Genomic DNA, 18623 nt, shown 5'->3' with positions numbered 1-18623 from the left:
CTAGGCCGCGACGACGGAGCCGATGACTGAAGCCACCGAGGCGCAGCGGTTGGTGACGGCTGATCGAGATCAGCAAACAGTTTCAGGTGTTCTACCGAAATGTGGCAAAGCATGCATGCTAAAGTTTCCTTTCGTTTCATTTACGAGCAAGGTGGCACAATGAACATCTATTGAGTACAGATGGACATCTATTGGTCATATGCTGGGCTATCGGACGTTCATCTGGCGATGTGTAGCATACGGATGGGGGAGAACAGCTCGGACAGGGGGGTGGCCGATCCCCCGGATCGCCTCGGATCATCCTGGATCGGGCAGTCGGCGCTGTCGCCGTCGGGCGACCCGCCGGTAGTACACGGGACGGTGAACTTCCGGAAACCTTCGGAAACGCAAGGATGGAGATCAACCTGTCGCGGGGGATAACCGCGCACCGGCGGATTTCCGACGTCCACCCGCGTCACGAGGCCTCCCCGAGCGGCCCGCTTCTGGGATGATCCGCCAAGGTTTCCGGCCAGAGCGGATGGAGGAGCCATGCCACGACCCGAGCGCGCAGGCCGGGCCCGGTCGCAGGCGGCCGGGGCGGGCGAGGCGGACACGCAGCTGCGCGGTCTCATCGACGCGGGTCGCAGCAAGCTGCCCCCGAGAACGGCGATGCGGGCCCGCGACGCCGCCCGGCCCACCGACGCCGACCTCGCCGAGGCCGAGCGATCGATGGTATTGCATCGCGGATCACGCCCCACCTCGGCGACCCCGTCGACCAGCCCCACCGACCCGGTCCGCCGCGGCGGCCCCAGCCGTGCCGGAACCGGTCGTGCCGGAGCCGAGAGCGGCACGACCGACCGCCGCGGCCGGGGTACCCGGAGGACCCGCCGACGCTCCGACCGCGGATCCGCTGGACCGCGTGAGAGCGGCCCTACCGAGACCGGGTCCTCGAAGAACAGGTCTCAGGAAGCCGACGACGTCGACCCGGGCACCGACGGCACGTCCCCGGTCCGCTCGTAGGCCGAGAGCATCCGCAGCCGCCGCACGTGTCGTTGCTCCCCGCTGAACGGCGTGGTGAGGAAGACCTCGGCGAACGTCAGGGCTTCCGTGACGGTGTACATGCGCGCGCCGAGGCTCAGCACGTTGGCATCGTTGTGCTGGCGGGCCAGCGTCGCCGTCTGTTCGCTCCACGCCAGGGCCGCGCGCACCCCGGCGACCTTGTTCGCCGCGATGGCCTCCCCGTTGCCCGATCCCCCGATGACGATGCCCACGCTGCCCGGTTCGGCGGCGGTGGCGGCGGCGGCGGCGAGGACGAACGGGGGGTAGTCATCGTCGGGGTCGTACTCGGCAGGACCATGGTCGACGGGCGCGTGGCCCAGCTCCACCAGACGCTCGGCGAGCGCCTCCTTCAGGCGGAAGCCCGCATGGTCAGATCCCAGATGGACACGCATGATGTGCCATCATGCCCGATCACGTGAAGATCGGGTCCTGGTCCCGGGTCCGCTTGAGCTCGTAGAAGCCAGGGGTACCGGCGACGAGCAGAACTCCGTCCCACAGTCGTGCGGCCTCCTCCCCCTTGGGTGCCGGGGTGATCACCGGACCGAAGAAGGCGGTCTCCCCCACGGCGATGACCGGGGTGCCCACGTCCATGCCCACCCGGCCGATCCCCTCGGCATGGCTGGCCCGCACCCGCTCGTCCCAGGCCGTCGAGGTCGCCTCGGCGGCGAGCGCCGGATCGGCACCGGCCTCGGTCAGGGCGGCGACGAAGGTGTTCTCGTCCCATTCCGCCTTGCCCAGGTGACGGCGACGGCCAAGCGCCGTGTACAGCGGGCGCAGGATGTCCGTACCGTGCCGGTCGACGGCGGCGGCGCAGAGCCGCACCGGCCCCCAGGCGCTGGCCAGCAGCTGCTTGTACTGCTCGGGCATGTCCCGGTCCTCGTTGAGCACCGACAGGCTCATCACGTGCCAGCGGATCCGCACCGGCCGGATCTTCTCGACCTCCAGTAGCCAGCGGGAGGTGAGCCAGGCCCACGGACAGGACGGGTCGAACCAGAGATCGGCGAAGACCGCTTCGGTCGCGTCCGCGGGCAGGGGTACGGGCGTGGGTGAGGGTACGGACGTAGCCGCGGGGGTGTCGAGAGTTTCGGCGCTCATGTGGTCTCCTCGGTCGATGGCACCGTTCGACGGCACCGTTCGCCCGGGATCAACCCGTCAGGGTGGTGGTCACTTCCCGCTCGCGGCAAGATAACCGGCGACCCTGTTCACCATGGCGACGAACGGAACGGCGGCGATGGCACCGGGGATGCCGGCCAACACGCCACCGGCCGACAGCGCGATGACAATCGCGAGCGGGTGCAACCGCACCGCCCGTCGCATGACCAGCGGCTGCAACAGGTGCCCCTCGATCTGCTGCACGGCCAACACGACGCCCAGAATGATCAACGCATCCGGCACGCCGTTCGAGACCAGGGTCACCAGTACCGCCGCGGCGCCGGCCACCGCCGCCCCGACAATCGGGACAAACCCGCCGAAGAACGTCAGCAGGGCCAGCGGCGCGACGAGCGGGACACCCACGCCGACCAGGCCGATGGTGATACCGATCGCGTCGACCGCCGCGACGAAGACCGTCCCACGGATGTAGCCGGTCAGCGTGTTCCACGCCTCCCGACCGGCGCCGCGCACCCGATCCTCCGCTCCGTCCGGGAAGCGGGTGACGATCCAGTCCCAGATACGATCCCCGTCGTACAGGAAGAAGAAGGTCGAGAACAGGGTGACGAGCAGGCCGGCGAGCACCTCGGCGGCCACCGAGGCGCCGGAGATCACCCCGGAGACCAGGCGCCCCCGGTTGTCCGCCAGGCTCTGGCGGATGTCGTCGACCAGATTGTCGATCTGGCTCTGCGACAGGTGGAGCGGACCGTTTCTCAGGTAGCCGCGGATCTGCTCGACGCCCTCGCTGACCTGATCGCTGACCGTGGGGATCTCGTTCGCGGCGTTGAAGCCCACCGCCACCCCGACACCCACGAACACCGCGAAGAACACGAACAGCGCGGTGAGGGCGGCGCCCAGCCGGTTCATGCCGAGCCGCTGCAGCCGGTACGCGAGCGGATGGATGAGAGCGGCGATGAGCAGCCCGGCAATGAGCGGAATCACCACGATCCGGACCCGCCCCACGACCATCAGCAGGATGTAGATGGCCGCGCCCGTGACGATCAGACGCCACGACCAGCCCGCCGAGACCCGCAGCGCGACCGGGATGTGATAGTCGGCCCGCCGAGCCGGGGACTCCCCCCCGCCGGCGGGCTGCGGCCCGCCCGGTGGCTCGGGAGTCGGCGCCTCGGGCATCGGCGCCTCGGGCATCGGCGCCTCGGGCATCGGCGCCTCGGGCATCGGCGCCTCGGGCATCGGCGCCTCGGGCATCGGCGCCTCAGGCATCGGCGCCTCAGGCATCGGCGCCTCGGATGTCGCCGCGGTGGGCGACCCACCGCCGGCCGGAACGGCTGAGGCCCGGCGAGCCCGATGAGGGCGCCCGGGGACGCGACCGAGCCCCGCCACCCGTCTCACCGGCGGCTCCCTTCCTGCCTTCTTCCCGCCATCCCGCGACCGCGCGGACGTTCCGATCCTCCCGCAAGCGTCCCGCAAGCTGGTCACGCGGAAGATGTCGCCATCGTGCCGCATCGGCGACCAGCGAGAGCGGGTACCCCGCGTCAATCACCACAATCCACCATCTCCGGCACCGGCACCACGGCCGACGGCCCGGCCATCACGCCCCCGACCACCATGTCCCCCGACCACCATGTCCCCCGGCGGCGACCGTTCTCCTCATCGGCGTGGGAGACTGGGAACACGGTGATGACCGTGTCGCAGTCCTGCAAGTCCGTGCCGTCCGAAAGGAACCGGGTGCCCAACAACCTCACCCGCAACGAGGCGCGCGAGCGCGCCCGCCTGCTCAACGTCGCCTCCTATGACGTCGAACTCGACCTGACGACCGGCCACGAGACCTTCCGCACGTCGACCGCGGTCATCTTCACCTGCGTCGAGCCCGGGGCGTCGACGTTCATCGAGCTCGCCGCCGCGAAGGTCGACGAGGTCGTTCTCAACGGGGCGCCGCTCGACCCCGCCGCGGTGTTCGACGGCGAGCGGATCCGGCTCGACAACCTCGCGGAGTCGAACCGGCTCACGGTGGTGGCGGACGGCATCTACTCCCGCACCGGTGAGGGCCTGCACCGCTTCGTCGACCCGGTGGACGAGGCCGTCTACCTCTACACCCAGTTCGAGACGTACGACGCGCACCGGATGTACGCCTGCTTCGACCAGCCCGACCTCAAGGCGACGTTCACCCTCACGGTCACCGTCCCGGCGGAATGGAAGGCGATCTCCAACAGCGCAGTCGCCGCGGTGGCGGAGGCCGCAATCGGGGTGCGCACCATCCGCTTCCTGACCACCCCGGTGATGTCGACGTACATCACCGCGCTCGTCGCCGGCCCGTACCACGAGGTCCGCGACCACCACGACGGCATCGACCTGGGCCTCTACTGCCGCCGATCGCTGGCCGAGTTCCTCGACCCCGCCGAGCTCTTCGAGATCACCAAGGCTGGGTTCGACTTCTACCACCGGGTGTTCGACTACCGGTACCCGTTCGGCAAGTACGACCAGTTGTTCGTGCCCGAGTTCAACGCCGGGGCGATGGAGAACGCCGGCTGCGTGACCTTCCTGGAGGAGTATGTCTTCCGGGCGAAGGTGACCGAAGCCCGCCGCGAGCGGCGCGCCGAGACGATCCTGCACGAGATGGCGCACATGTGGTTCGGTGACCTGGTCACCATGCGCTGGTGGGACGACCTGTGGCTGAACGAGTCGTTCGCCACCTACATGTCAGTCCTCGCCCAGGTGAACGCGACCCGCTTCACCAACGGCTGGACGACCTTCGCCAACGCGGAGAAGGGCTGGGCCTACCGCCAGGACCAGCTCTCCTCCACGCACCCGATCGTCGCCGACGCCCCGGACATGGACGCGGTGCGGACGAACTTCGACGGCATCACCTACGCCAAGGGCGCCTCGGTGCTCAAGCAGCTCGTGGCCTGGGTCGGCCAGGAGGAGTTCCTCGCCGGGCTGCGGACATACTTCCGCCGCTACGAGTACGCGAACACGTCGCTGCGCGACCTGCTCGACGAGTTGGAGAACGCCAGCGGGCGGAACCTGACCGCTTGGTCCGCGGACTGGCTGGAGACCACCGGCGCGAACACCCTGCGGCCGCGCTTCTTCACCGACTCCTCGGGCCTGTTCACCTCGTTCGACGTGGTGCAGGAGCCGGCGTCGGCGCCGCCGACCGCCTCGCGCACGCTGCGCCCGCACCGGCTCGCGATCGGCCTTTACGATCGGGACGCCACCGGCGCGCTGGTCCGGCGGGAACGGGTCGAGCTCGACGTGACGGGCAAGCTCACCGAGGTCACCAAGCTTGTCGGTGCCCGCCAGCCGGATCTGATCCTGCTCAACGACGACGACCTCACGTACGCGAAGGTGCGCCTCGACGAGCGGTCGCTGGCCACGCTCGTCGAGTCGATCGGCGCCATCTCCCAGTCACTGCCCCGGACGCTGTGCTGGGCGGCGGCCTGGGACATGACCCGCGACGCCGAACTCGCCGCCCGCGACTACGTCCGGCTCGTGCTGTCCGGGGTGACCGCCGAGGACGACATCGGCGTGGTGCAGTCGCTGCTGGCCAAGGCGGACCTGACGATCGACACTTACGGTGACCCGGCAAACCGGAAGCCCGCGCTGCGCGCGCTGACGGAACGCGCCGAGGAGCTGGCGCGCGCCGCGGCCCCCGGCAGCGACCTGCAGCTCGTCTACACCACCTCCTTCGCCCAGGCCGAGGAGTCCGACCAGGTGGCGCGGATCCGGGCGCTGTTCGAGGGCACCGACGTCATCGAGGGGCTCGTGCTCGACACCGAGCTGCGCTGGACCCTGCTGACCCAGCTCGTCGCGCGGGGCGTGTACGCCGACGCCGAGATCGACGCGGAGCTCGCCCGCGACCGCACCGCCACCGGCGAGAAGCGAGCGGCGACCGCGCGGGCGGCACGGCCGACCGCGGCGGCGAAGGCGGTCGCCTGGTCGGCGGTCATGGACTCGGACACCCTGTCGAACCACTTGGCCGCCGCGACGATGGGCGGTTTCTGGATCTCCGACCAGCTCGAGCTGACCCGGCCCTACGTGGACCGTTTCTTCGACGAGATCGCTGGGATCTGGGAGACCCGCAGCTTCGACATGGCCTCTACCATCACCCAGATGCTGTTCCCGGCATCGATGATCGAACCGGAGACGGTGGCGAAGGTCGACGCCTACCTGGCCGAGCACAACCCGGTTCCGCCCCTGCGGCGGGCCCTGCTGGAAGGCCGCGACGGGCTCGTCCGGGCGCTGGCCGCGCGCAAGAAGGACATCGAGGCGGCATAGCGTACCGTACCCGCATCACGCCGGTCGGAGCCGGCCTGGCCGGAGGACCCGGCCGGGGCCGGCTCCTCCGGGGCCAGCGGGGTCAAGGCGTCGGGCTAGCCGCCAACGAAGGCTGCGTCGGGGGGAGGGTCCCGGCGGCTGCGCCGCCCGCGCCACCTGCCGCGTCCGCGAGCTGGCGGATACCGGCGATCAGGCCGCCGACCAGGTCGCCCAGCGCGAAGCTGGAGGCCATCGTCAACGCGGCGAGCCCGGCGGCCGAGTCGCCGATCCGCTTCTTGGCGGCCGGGGTCGTGGCGATCCGCACGAACCGCTGCCCGGGCGAGACGAGGATCAGCACGGCGGCATCCCGCCCCGCGTCGTCGACGAGGTTCGCGAGGATCCGCTCGGCGGCGAGCCGGGCGTCGCCGCGCACCGCGCCGATCCGGATGCTGACGTGGATACCGGTATGCGTCTCGGCGAGCTCCCGGGCCCGGTTCAGCCGGTCGAGTTGCTCGTGGGTGAACGGCTCACCAGTTGCCACTGGCACCACCCGCGCCGGGAAGGGCGGTCTTCGCCTGCTCGCCCTCGATCTCCTCCGGCTTGGAGCCGATCCAGATCTCGTCGTGCTCCCAGGGCTGCCCCGGGCGGTAGCGCACCGGCCCGCTCTTGCGGCTCGACCACGCGGCCAGCAGGATCGCGATGACGAACCCACCGACGATGGTGCCGCCGTAGATCGCCCATGACTGCACGGCCGTGAGCGGATCGGGGTTGTAGAAGGTTCCGATCTCCCCGGCCGAGGCGCTCACCGCGAACACCGGCACCGCGAACAGCGCAAGGCCAGCAACGGTGAGAACCCGGCGCGGCGCGATCCTGGATCGCAACCCCGGCGCGGGGTGCGCCCCCGGCCACGGGCGGGAGGTGCCGGCGAACGGCAGCCATCGGGTCTGGCGCGGTCGACGTCGAGTCACGCAGCGAAGATTACCGGGAAATGGGGTTACGGTCCTCGTCTAGGGGTGCCGCACCGGTGGACGACGCGCCCCGGATCTGGGCAACCCGGGCCTGGGCAACCCGGGCCTGGGCGAGGAGCTCGCCGAGCCGGCGCACGTCCGGATCGGTCAGCAGGCGTTCCACCGTAACCGGCCGACCGGCGGAGTCGGTCACCGGGAGCCGCCAGTTCGGATAGGCGTCGATCGTGCCCGGCAGATTCGGCTGATGCCGGTCGCCCAGCGCGTCACCCGGCGACCCGAGCACGATGCGGCACGGAGACCGCACCAGCAGCCGGTACAGCGCGAAAACGATCTCCTGCCGAACGGCGGGGCCGAACTCCTCCCGGACGGCGGGGTCAAACTCGGGCCGGCCGCTCCCGCCGGGGTTCCCCCGTCCGCCGAGGCTCGCCGCTGCGCCCGCCGGATCCACCAGTCCCTCGGATCGCACCAGCTCGACCAACGCGTCCCGCTCGGCTCGCCAGCCGGCCGCCTCGGCCTCCTCCGAACGCCCGAGCAGCCCCAACCGGGCGCGGGTGCGCACGTGCTCGCCCTCGAGGTAGCCGGCGGCGGTGGGCAGGTCGTGCGTGGTGAGGCTGGCCATCGTCGCCGCCCGGTACGCCGTCGGCGGCGACGGCCGGCCCTCGGCGTCCTGCTCGAACCACAGCACCGTCGAACCCAGCACGTCCAGGCGGGCGAGCGTCGTCGCCACCGATGCCTCGACGGTACCCAGATCCTCCCCGACGACGACGGCGCCGGCGCGGGCGGCCTCCAACGCGAGCAGGCCGAGCATCGCCTCGGCGTCGTAACGCACGTACGTCCCGTGAGCGGCGCCCGCCCCAGCCGGAATCCACCACAGCCGGAACAGGCCGAGGATGTGGTCGACCCGCAGCCCGCCGCCGCGGCGCAGCACCGAGGCAACCATCTGACGCAACGGCGCGTACCCGGCCTCGGCCAGGGCATCCGGCCGCCACGGCGGCAGCCCCCAGTCCTGGCCCTGCTGATTGAAGGTGTCCGGTGGGGCCCCCACGCTCGCGCCGACGGCGAGAACGTCCTGCAGTGCCCAGGCGTCCGCACCGCCCGGATCGACGCCGACGGCCAGGTCGTGCACGATCCCGGCGGCCATCCCGGCGGCCCGGGCGGCGGCCTGCGCCGCGGCGAGCTGCTGGTCGCAGCGCTGCTGGAGCCACACGTGGAAGGCGACGCGGTCGGCCAGCTCCGCCCTCGCCTCGGCGACGGCGGGCGCGCCCGGATGAGCGAGACGCGCCGGCCAGGTCCGCCAGTCCGGGCCGTACCGCTCAGCGAGCGCGCTCCAGGTCGCGAAATCGATCAGGTCGGACCCGGCCGGCTCGGCGGATGCCACCTGCTCGCCGCCGCGCCGGAAGACCTCGAAGAGCAGTTCCAGCGCGGCCAGCTTCGCCCGCCACACCGCGTCCCGATCGAGCAGACCGTCCCGCCGACCGTCGCGGCGGGCGCCGCGGGCGAGCTCGTCAACGGCCGACCGGGTGGCGGGATCGGCCCGAGCGTACTCGGGCGTCCGCTCCGGTCGCAGGTAGAGCGGGGAGACAAAACGGCGGCTCGCGGGCGAGTAGGGGGACGCCGCGACGGGCAGGGTCGGCGCACCCGCATGCAGCGGATTCACCAGCAGCACGTCGGCACCTGCCCGGCCCGACCAGTCGGCGAGCGTCGCGAGATCGCCGTAGTCCCCCATCCCCCAGGACGACGCCGAGGTGAGCGCGTAGAGCTGGATCATCCAGCCCCAGGCGCGGGCTGGCGGGGCGAGGGCGGCGGGGCCGGGCACCGCGGCCGGCACGGCGACGACCTGGCAGCGATGCCGCTCGGTTCCGGCGTCGACGTGCAGCACGTGGTCCCCCAGGGGCAGGCCCGCCGGGAGCCCGATCGGCCGGGCGACCCAGGGCACGCCGTCGAGCACCCGCTCGGCCAGGGGGGCGCCAGGGGGATCGAGGACGACCCGGCCGCCGGTGCCGAGCTCCAGCTCGGCGTATGGAATGACATCCACGGGCGTGTGAACGACTACCGGGCGCGGTGCTGCGGCGACGACAACGGCGCAGGCCGGCACCCGGCGTCGCCAGGGCCGTTCCAGCGCCGCCGCGAGCGCCGCGGCGGGATCCGTCGGATCGACCCCCGCCAGCCGCAGGACGGCCCGGACGGTGTCCGGCGCAACCTGTACCGGGACACCATCGGCCCCGAGGTAGGACGTCGCCACACCGGACACCGCGGCGAGTTCGGCGAGGACCGGGTCGACGGCGGGGTCCACCACCGGCGCCCCGGCGGGCTGCGGTCCCGCCGGGGCGGTGGGACCAGTGGCGGGCGCGGGGGACGCGGGCGCGGGGGACGCGGGCGCGGATGCGGTGGGCACGGCGGGGCAGTCGGAAGTCACGACCTGAGATTCTCGCCCGCGCGGTCCGGAGGCGGAGCGGCGCCGCCCGGCGGGTTCGGCTCCGGGCCCGGTGCGGTGGCCGGGCCCAGCGGACCGGGGTCGTCGACGACCGGCAGCCGCATCCGCAACAACGCCCCGCCGCTCGGAGAGCTCTCCGCGGTGACGGTACCCCCGTGGGTGTGCACGGCATCCGCGACGATCGCGAGGCCGAGCCCGGATCCGGGCAGGCCCCGCGCGGAGGTGGCCCGGTAGAAGCGGTCGAACACCTGCGCGCGGTCCTCCGGCGCGATGCCCGGTCCGTCATCCGCGACGGTTACCTCGCCGTCCCGGGAGCCGACCCGGACGACGGAGGCGGGCGGCGAGAACTTCACGGCGTTGTCGAGCAGGTTGGTGACTGCCCGTTCGAGCATGTTCGCCCGCCCGTCGACCGTCGAGGACGTCGCGTCGACCTCGATGCCGACGCCCTTGCCTGTGGCGCGGCGCCGGGCCCGTTCGGCCGCGGCTCGCACGATCTCCGCGAGATCGAGCCGTTCCACCTCCTCGGTGGGCGCCTCGTCCCGGGCGAGCTCGACCAGTTCACTGACGAGGCCGGACAGTTCGCGCATCTGCGCGCCCACGTCGCGCAGCAGCGCCTCACGGTCGGCCGCGGGCAGCGCGCGATGCGGGTTCGCTTCGGCGCGCAGCAACAGTTCGATGTTCGTGCGCAGGCTCGTCAACGGGGTGCGCAGCTCGTGGCTGGCATCGTCGACGAGCTGGCGCTGGCGGGCCCGGGACGCCTCCAGCGCGCGCAGCATGCTGTTGAGGCTCTCCGCCAGCCGGGTGATCTCGTCGGATCCGGTCACCGGGATGAGCGCCGACAGATCCTGGGTGCGAGCGACCTCCTCGGCGGCCGCGGCCGCGGCGTCAACGGGTTTGAGCGCGGCACGTGCCACGATCTGTCCGGCGAGCACCGAGCCGACCACCCCGACGATCCCGACGACGAGCAGCACCAGCGCGAGATCGCGCAGGGTCCGGTCGACGTCGGTGGTCGGCCGGGCGAGCTGCAATGCACCGCCGGACGCGGGACGTTGCAGCGGAACCGTGACAAGCCGGTAGGACTGCCCGTCAACGGCGATCGTGCGCAGGTTCTGGGCCCGCTCCCGCCGGGCCACCTCGGCGTCGGCGGAGTCGACCGGGATCCGCATGCTGTTCCAGGACGAGACGGCGTTCTCCAGCGGATTGCCGGCGGCGTCGAGGAACTGGCCCTCCAGCCCGAAGCTGAACGCCTGCAGTTCCAGCCCCAGCGGACTGGTCTGGATGGTGTGCGCCGACGCCTCAGCCTGCTCTACGAGCTGGTCGTCGATGGCCTGGTTCAGCACGATACTGGTCGCCCCCAGCGACACCCCGGCGACGACCGTCACGGCGGCAGCCACCGCCATCCCGACAAGCAGGGCGAGCCGAGCCCGCAATGTCAGCTGACCGAGCGGGGAGGAAAACCGGATCCTGGAGTGACGTCCCGGGTGGACGCGCCGCGCGAACCCGTCCAACCGGCCGGCGCGCCCGTTCACCGCCACCTGCCCCACTGCCGGCTGCCCCGCTGCCACCTGCCCCGCTGCCGGCTGCCCCGCTGCCGGGCGACCCGTCAACGGCTGCGGCCACCACGGCGATGGCGCGGCCCCCTGGTCGGGGGCACTGCTCACGCGCGGTCCCCCGACGGCTCACGCAGCACGTAGCCAACTCCGCGCACGGTGTGCAACAGCCTGGGCTCGCCGTTCGCCTCGAGCTTGCGGCGCAGGTAGCTCACGAAGACCTCCAGCGAGTTCGATGTCGGGCCGAAGTCATACCCCCAGACCCGCTCCATGATCATGGAGCGGGAGAGCACCTGACGCGGATGGGCGAGAAACAACTCCAGCAGCTCGAACTCGGTCTTGGTCAGAATCAGCTCCCGATCACCGCGGGTCACCTGGCGGCTAGCCTGATCCAGACAGACCCCGCCATAGCACAGCGTCGAGTCGGGGATCCCCTTGGACCCGTCCGAACCGGCCGCCCGCACCCGCGCGGCCAACGCCGCCCGGCGGATCAGTGCCCGCAACCGGGCGAACAGCTCCTCCAGGGCGAACGGTTTGACCAGGTAGTCGTCGGCACCGACGTCCAAGCCGCTGACCCGGTCGGCCAAGCCGTCCCGGGCGGTCAGCATGAGCACCGGGACGTCGTCGCCCTGGGCCCGCAGCCGACGGCAGGTCTCCAGCCCGTCCACCCGGGGCATCATCACGTCCAGCACGACGATGTCCGGCCGCTCGCGGCCGATGACGCCGAGCGCGTCCGCCCCGTCCACCGCCGTGGCCACCTCGTACCCCTCGAACCGCAGCGAGCGTTCCAGGGACTCCCGGACCGCCGCGTCGTCGTCCACCACCAGTACCCGCACGCCCCCAGTCTGCCTTCACCCGACGCGGTGATGGTGCTGCGCGGGGCCGGTCTCAGGAAGACATACCGCGATCCTCAGGACAGTTTCAGCCACCGCGAGCCCAGACCGACCAGACCGCCCAGACCCACCGGCACGCCCAGATCATCCCCTCAACCGCGACGGGTCGGGGGCGGGCGGGTCGATCCGTGCCCGCGGCAGATCCGTCCCCTGAGCGTCCGCGGCACCCCCGCCGACCCCGGCATCCGGATCCGCGTCGTCCTCCTCACGGCTCCCGGCGGTCTCCTCGTCGTCGTTGACCATGGTCACCTCACTGCGTTGCACGGAACCGAGCTCGATCCCGGCCGCGCCAAGCGAGGTCCGGACCCGCTCACGCAGCTCGCGCGCGACCTCCCACTGCTTGAGCGGCTGGGTCTTGATGGCGACACGCAGGGTGTAACCGTCCGCGGTCATGGTCTCCATCCCCCAGACCTCGGGCTCGGCGAGGATGAGGCTGCTCCACTTCGCGTCCGCCCAGAGCTCGTTCGCCGTCCGGGCCAGCACCCGTTTGGCGGTGGCGACCTCGGTGTCGTAGTCGAGCGGAACGTCGAGCACGGTCCGTGCCCATTGCTGGCTCTTGTTACCGACCCTGGTGATCTCGCCGTTCCGGACGTACCAGACGGTGCCCTCGACGTCACGCAGTCTGGTCGTCCGGAAACTGACCGCCTCCACGGCACCGGAGACCGGACCGAGATCGATCACGTCTCCCACCCCGTACTGGTCCTCCAGCAGCATGAACATCCCCGACAGGAAGTCCCGGACGAGGTTCTGCGCACCGAAACCGACCGCGACTCCCAGCACACCGGCGCTGGCGACGATGGGGGCGAGATTGATACCCAGCTCGCCCAGGATGCTGAGGAATGCCAGGCCGAAGATGAAGATGGACGTCACGCTGCGCAGCAGCGAACCGACCGTCGCCGCACGCTGACGGCGCCTTTCCATCAGCACCGCCGGATCGCCGAACGCGCCCAGCAGAGAACCGGCCCGGGAACCCCGGAACAACCCGCCCCAACTGCCGGAACCGGTCCGTTCGGTGGCATGTCCGATGTCGGTGGTGCGCCGGATGAACCGGTGCAGCAGCGCCCGCACCACAAACGCGATCATCAAAATGAGCGCGATGCGGATCGGGGTACCGAGGAACACCTCAGCCCCGGAGGCAAGATAATTACTGTGGGTAATGTCGTAGACGGTGCGGCACAGCAGCCCCGGATCGGTCCCGCAGGCGTCCCGCAGCGCGGTCGCGACGCCCTCCAGGGACACCAGCGGGTCAGAGGTCACCGACGGGCTCGGCGAGGGCAGTGGGGTGGGCGTCGTCAGCCCGGACGTCGGGCCCGGCACTTCGGTGGGTGACGGCGAGGCGGACAGCAGCATTCCCAGCGACGGGATGAGAGGCTGAGCCAGCAGGGACGGGGCGGGCGTCACGGCGTCGATCATCCTTCCGGTCGATTGCGATCATTCGAAGTTCCCCGAGCCGGCCGAGGTCACCGGCCCTCCCGCGCTCGCGGCGGCCCGGGCGGCGGCCGCAGGTCAGTCTCGCCCATGCCGGTGGCCCGGCGGTGGGGGCCCCGATCCGGTCGGCGGACAGCCACGCTCCGACCCAACCGCTCTCCGACCCAACCCGGCCAGGTCTCCCATCACACCCGAAAAAGCACTTTCCGTATTGATGCGGTCACAAAATGGTCGCCTGTATGTGACAAAGGCCACGAGATATGTGCAGCGCCACGGCACGAAAGGCGATGACCATGCAAACAGGCTCGCGTTCTGCCGCAGAAGAAGGTTGACTGTCCATTGTCACCGGAGACGCTGGGCAGAACGGCCCGCAAAGGGCCCTCGGTGGGCAGGAGGTCGGCGCGTGGCAGAGGCGCTGGTTCTCAATGCCACGTACGAGCCTCTGTGCGTGGTGTCGCAAAGGCGCGCGCTGGTGTTGGTCCTGACCGACAAGGCCGTCATGGTCGAATCGGCCGGGCAGGTTCTTCGGTCCGCGACGGCTTCCGTCGATGTCCCGATCGTGGTCCGGTTAGCGCGTTTCGTCCGGGTGCCGTACCGCTCGCAGGTCCCGCTGACCCGCAAGGGTGTGCTGGCCCGCGACCATCATCGCTGCGTGTACTGCAATGCTCCGGCAACATCACTGGATCATGTCATTCCACGCTCCCGTGGGGGCCCGCACGCGTGGGAGAACGTCGTGGCGGCCTGTGGCCGCTGCAACCATCTGAAAGCCGACCGGGCCGTCGCTGATCTCGGCTGGCGGCTCCGCACGGCGCCACGGGCGCCGAGCGGAGCCGCTTGGCGCATTCTGGGCTCCCGTCGGATGGATCCACGCTGGTCGGCCTACCTGAGTACCGACGTGACCGAGGCCGCCTCGGCCTGACGGCACCCGCCCGGAGCGTCCTCTGCCCGGGCGTCCCCGCCTGCCCGGGCGCCCCGCCTGTTCAAGGCGTTCCCAGGCACGGCGACGGCAGATCGGCCGGGTGCCAGGGTACGGCGGGACCTGCCAGGGCAGCTAACCTGCATGCGCATCCTCGTCACCGGGGCGACCGGCTACATCGGCGGCCGGCTGGCTCCCCGCCTGCTCGACCGTGGCCACCATATCCGGGCCATGACCCGGGATCCCCTCCGGCTGCGGGACATCCCATGGGCCGCCCGGGCGGAGGTCGTCCGCGCCGACGCCCGGGATCCGGAGTCGTTGCGGTCCGCGCTCGACGGGATCGAGGTCGCCTACTACCTCATCCACTCGATCGACGGTGGTGGTGACTTCTCCGCGGTCGACCGGCGGGCGGCGAACGCCTTCGCCGTCGCGGCCCGGGCGGCCGGTGTCCGCAGGATCGTCTACCTCGGCGGGCTGAGCCCGGCGACGACGGGTGGCACGTCCGCCCATCTGAGCTCCCGCCAGGAGGTCGGGAGGATCCTGCTCGGCTCGGGGGTGCCGACGATCGTGCTGCGTGCGGCGGTCGTCATCGGCAGCGGCAGCGCCTCGTTCGAGATGCTGCGCTACCTGACGGAGCGCCTGCCGGTGATGCTGACGCCGCGCTGGGTGCGGACCAGGATCCAGCCGATCGCCGTCCGGGACGTGCTGCACTATCTGATCGGCGCTCTGGACGTCCCCGACGACGTCGAGGGCACCTTCGACGTGGGCGGCCCGGACATCCTGACCTATGCGGAGATGATGCAGCGCTTCGCCGCCGTCGAGGGGCTGCGGCGCCGGATCATCGTCCCGGTTCCGATCCTGTCCCCCGAGCTGTCCTCGCTGTGGGTCGGGCTCGTCACCCCGGTGCCGGGCGGCATCGCGAGGCCGCTCATCCGTTCCTTGCGCAACGAGGTGGTGGCCCACGGCCACCAGGTCGCCCGCTGGATCCCCGATCCCGCCGAGGGACTGCTGCCCTTCGACGCCGCGGTGGCCCTCGCGCTGGCCCGGGTGCGGGCACGTTCGGTGAAGACCCGCTGGTCGACGGCGGTGTGGCCGGGATCGGGAGGCGCATCGGACGACGGGGACGGCGCCGGTGCCACGCGCCCCCCGAACGAGCCCCTGCCGACCGACCCGCAGTGGGCCGGGGGATCCCTCTACGTCGACGAGCGCAGCATGGCCGTGGCGGCGCCGCCGGCCTGTCTGTGGCACGTCATCGAGGGCATCGGGGGCGACAACGGCTGGTACTCGTGGCCCCTGGCCTGGTCCGCCCGCGGCTGGCTGGACACCGCCCTCGGTGGCGTCGGTCTGCGCCGGGGTCGGCGTGATCCGCAGCGGGTGCACGCCGGGGAGGCTCTGGACTTCTGGCGGGTCGAGGAGATCGAACCGGGCCACCTGCTCCGGCTGCGTGCCGAGATGAAGCTGCCCGGCGAGGCCTGGCTGGAACTACGCTCGATGGTCGACGCCGAGGGCACCACGACCTACTGGCAGCGCGCGAGTTTCCTGCCCCGCGGACTTCCCGGGCAGCTCTACTGGTGGTCGGTCAGCCCGTTCCACGCAGCCGTCTTCGGTGGAATGCTGCGCAACATCGTGCGCAAGGCCGAGGACGAATGGGCCACCGGCGCCGTCGCCACCGCCTGATCACGCGGCCTCGGCCCGGCTCGTCAGGTGGCCCGGCTCGTCAGGTGGCCCGGCAGCGGATGCTATCCCCAGGAGCGGCCCTGGACCGGCGGGTCGAGGGGAGGCTTCCGGGACAGGCCCGCCGAGGGAGCCGGATCGGGCCTGACGATCGGTCTCGTCGGGCCGGCGGCACCTGGCTCCCGGTCGGGTATCTCGATATCGAACCAGACACGCTTGCCCCCGGGGGTCATCTCCACGCCCCAGGCCAGCGCCAGCGCCTCGACCAGCAGCAGGCCCCACCCCGACTCGGGCTCGGGTTTGTTCTCCGCGGCCGCGCCGGGCCGGGGCAGATGCGCTCCTTCCCGGTCCTCGACACTGATCCGCAGCCGACCGGGTTCCATCGATGCCCGCAGCACCAGATCACTGCGGGCGTGCAGCACCGCGTTCGTCACCACTTCGCTGACCAGCAGCGTCGCGTCCTCGACGGAGGTGATCCCGCATTCGGCGAGGACCGAGCGCATCGCTGTCCGGGCCTCGCCGGCCGACGCGGCCACCGCGGGCAACGCGAGTTCGAGCAATGGCGGGTTCACGGCCTGCGTGGTGAGCACCACCATGGCAGTATCGTCGTCGGTCCGGGCCGGGAGACCGGCGGCGATCAGGCACCGTTCGAGCAGCGTGCGGGCGGTCTCCTCGACGGGGCCCTCGCCGGTGCCGTTGACGGTGTCCGGACCGAACCAGCTACGTGCCGCGAAGTTCACCCTGCGCGCCCGGCGCCGCCGGTCCACCCAGGAGCGGCGTTCCGGCACCCCGGGGGGTGGGCCGAGCGACGGGCCGGGGGCCCGCCGATCCGTCCACGCCTTCCCGGTCCGTTCCGCCTTCCCGGTCCGTTCCGCGCTCAGGCCAACGCCCTCGCCCTCGCTTCCAGCCGCCACGTCGGCACCCGCCGCGACTTCGACCGCCTCGAGGCCTGCCGCGGCCGCCCGGGCACGCTGTGCGGTAAGACCGCGTCGAAGATTGTCCAGGCCGTCCACGAGCGGGCGGCGTCGCGACTCCACCAGGCCGTCGGTGAACATCACCAACGCCGATCCGGGTGGAAGCGCGACGGTCGTCTCGCTGAACACCGCCCCCTCGCCGACTCCCAGCGGGAGCCCGGGGTCGAGCACCAGATAGTCGGGGTCCTCGTCGGGAAGGATCACCAACGGCGCGGGATGGCCGGCGTTCGCGATCGTCGCCCGGCCGGTGTCCCGGTCGTAGACGGCGTACATACAGGTCGCGAGCTGGAGACCGGGCAGCAGGCCGACGACCCGGTCAAGCCGGGTCAGCACCTCGACGGGGCTCCAATCCTCCAGAGCGTAGGCGCGCAGCGCCGCCCGCAGCTGGCCCATCACCGCCGCGGCATGCAGGCCGCGCCCCATCACGTCACCGATGGCCACCCCGACTCGCCCCCCGGCAAGCGGTATGACGTCGTAGAGATCGCCTCCAACCTCCGTGCCTGCCGTTCCCGGCCGGTACTCCATCGCGATCTCGACCCCGTCGAGTGCGGGGGGATGCGCCGGCAGGAGCGACCGTTGCAGGGTCAGCGCGGACTCCTGTGCCTCGCGGAAGCGTTGTGCGTTCTCCAGCGCGACGGCCCCCCGCCGGGCGAGGTCCTCCAGCAGGTTCACCTCCGCTCCGGAATAGAAGCCGGTGCCGCGCCCAACAGTGATCGCGCCGAGGATCCGGCCGTGCGCCGGCAACGGGACGGTGACGGTGGGACCGCTCTGGATCCGGCGGAACTGCTGGTAGGCGAGCTCGTACGGGAACAGCGGCACCGGGCGCAGCTCGTCGAAGTCCGGCAGACAGTACGTCTGGCCGTTACGCATGACGACGCCCGGCGGGAAGTCGTCCGCGAGCTGAGGCGGCCGCGTGGCGACAATCGCCCGCATGATCTTGCCGGCTTTCGGGTCGTGGAAGACCGAGGCGCCGAGCCTGACCTGGTCGCCCTCGCGCAGCCACACCAGGGCGCCCGTGCCGAGGCGGGGCACGGCGAGTCCGGCGATCAGGTCGACGACCCGATCGGGGTCGAGGGAGGTGCCGAGGACGAGACCGGCATCGGCCAGGAAGGACGGGTCGGAGCCACCCAATCCGTCGTCATGGTCCCCCCGAGCACCGTGGCACAGCGCGCGGACAGCCTCCCGCGCGGCCCGCAGACCTGCGGACGCCGACCGCCGCACCTGATCGGACCTCCGTGATTCACCGACGAACCCTGATATACCGGACGCATAGGGCGAAATCCCAGTGGATGGTTCCGACGTCACGGGCACACCATCACATCCCCGACCAAATCCGATTCTCGGTACTGCTCCGTAACAGCCAGTCACCTGGTCCACCTGCGGC

13 protein-coding genes are annotated in these 18623 nt (G+C 71.4%); 3 read left to right on the top strand and 10 right to left on the bottom strand.

Going from position 1 to position 18623, the window contains the following annotated elements:
- Positions 1 to 941: 941 nt before the first annotated feature.
- The 3 genes from AC08OV_RS06270 to AC08OV_RS06260 form a co-directional block, all read right to left on the bottom strand.
- Positions 942 to 1430: a ribose-5-phosphate isomerase gene (locus tag AC08OV_RS06270; protein ID WP_476613506.1), complete on the bottom strand. Its 489-nt coding sequence runs from the start codon at positions 1428 to 1430 to the stop codon at positions 942 to 944.
- Positions 1431 to 1449: 19 nt separating this feature from the next.
- Positions 1450 to 2133, bottom strand: coding sequence for a mycothiol-dependent nitroreductase Rv2466c family protein (locus AC08OV_RS06265; protein ID WP_476613507.1), 684 nt, complete (start codon positions 2131 to 2133; stop codon positions 1450 to 1452).
- Between the two features lie 69 nt (positions 2134 to 2202).
- Complete coding sequence (locus AC08OV_RS06260) at positions 2203 to 3321, bottom strand: AI-2E family transporter (protein WP_476619438.1); 1119 nt, start codon at positions 3319 to 3321, stop codon at positions 2203 to 2205.
- Between the two features lie 555 nt (positions 3322 to 3876).
- Here AC08OV_RS06260 and pepN point away from each other — a divergent pair.
- Positions 3877 to 6423: an aminopeptidase N gene (gene pepN, locus AC08OV_RS06255; protein WP_476615633.1), complete on the top strand. Its 2547-nt coding sequence runs from the start codon at positions 3877 to 3879 to the stop codon at positions 6421 to 6423.
- Positions 6424 to 6505: 82 nt separating this feature from the next.
- Here the strand turns inward: pepN and AC08OV_RS06250 are convergent, their stop codons facing one another.
- The 6 genes from AC08OV_RS06250 to AC08OV_RS06225 form a co-directional block, all read right to left on the bottom strand.
- Entirely contained in the window at positions 6506 to 6943 is a 438-nt protein-coding gene (locus AC08OV_RS06250) for a DUF5130 family protein (protein ID WP_476615634.1), read from the bottom strand.
- The gene (locus tag AC08OV_RS06245) at positions 6930 to 7370 is read right to left on the bottom strand and encodes a hypothetical protein (RefSeq protein WP_476615635.1); all 441 of its coding nucleotides are present in this window, start codon (positions 7368 to 7370) and stop codon (positions 6930 to 6932) included. Before AC08OV_RS06245 ends, AC08OV_RS06250 begins: the two co-directional genes overlap by 14 nt.
- Positions 7371 to 7380: 10 nt before the next feature.
- The gene (gene malQ / locus AC08OV_RS06240; RefSeq protein ID WP_476619436.1) at positions 7381 to 9786 is read right to left on the bottom strand and encodes a 4-alpha-glucanotransferase; all 2406 of its coding nucleotides are present in this window, start codon (positions 9784 to 9786) and stop codon (positions 7381 to 7383) included.
- Positions 9783 to 11465 carry a sensor histidine kinase gene (locus AC08OV_RS06235; RefSeq protein WP_476619435.1) on the bottom strand — a complete coding sequence of 561 codons (1683 nt, stop codon included), beginning with the start codon at positions 11463 to 11465 and terminating at the stop codon, positions 9783 to 9785. The genes malQ and AC08OV_RS06235 overlap by 4 nt, the downstream gene beginning before the upstream one ends.
- Positions 11462 to 12190: a response regulator transcription factor gene (locus AC08OV_RS06230; RefSeq protein ID WP_476601633.1), complete on the bottom strand. Its 729-nt coding sequence runs from the start codon at positions 12188 to 12190 to the stop codon at positions 11462 to 11464. Before AC08OV_RS06230 ends, AC08OV_RS06235 begins: the two co-directional genes overlap by 4 nt.
- Positions 12191 to 12331: 141 nt before the next feature.
- A complete protein-coding gene (locus AC08OV_RS06225) occupies positions 12332 to 13660 on the bottom strand; it encodes a mechanosensitive ion channel family protein (RefSeq protein WP_476619434.1) in 1329 nt (442 codons plus the stop codon).
- Positions 13661 to 14078: 418 nt separating this feature from the next.
- On the opposite strand from AC08OV_RS06225, the gene AC08OV_RS06220 reads away from it, so the two are divergent.
- Complete coding sequence (locus AC08OV_RS06220; RefSeq protein ID WP_476612888.1) at positions 14079 to 14594, top strand: HNH endonuclease; 516 nt, start codon at positions 14079 to 14081, stop codon at positions 14592 to 14594.
- 141 nt (positions 14595 to 14735) lie between these two features.
- A complete protein-coding gene (locus AC08OV_RS06215) occupies positions 14736 to 16268 on the top strand; it encodes an SDR family oxidoreductase (protein ID WP_476612889.1) in 1533 nt (510 codons plus the stop codon).
- Between the two features lie 62 nt (positions 16269 to 16330).
- Here the strand turns inward: AC08OV_RS06215 and AC08OV_RS06210 are convergent, their stop codons facing one another.
- On the bottom strand, positions 16331 to 18460 hold the full coding sequence (locus tag AC08OV_RS06210) for an ATP-binding SpoIIE family protein phosphatase (protein ID WP_476612890.1): 2130 nt from the start codon (positions 18458 to 18460) through the stop codon (positions 16331 to 16333).
- Positions 18461 to 18623: the final 163 nt, after the last annotated feature.

This window comes from Frankia sp. CeTa3Moorea, from assembly GCF_978021225.1.
The sequence above is the reverse complement of the archived record's forward strand: the minus strand, read 5'-3'. Positions and strand labels throughout refer to the sequence as shown.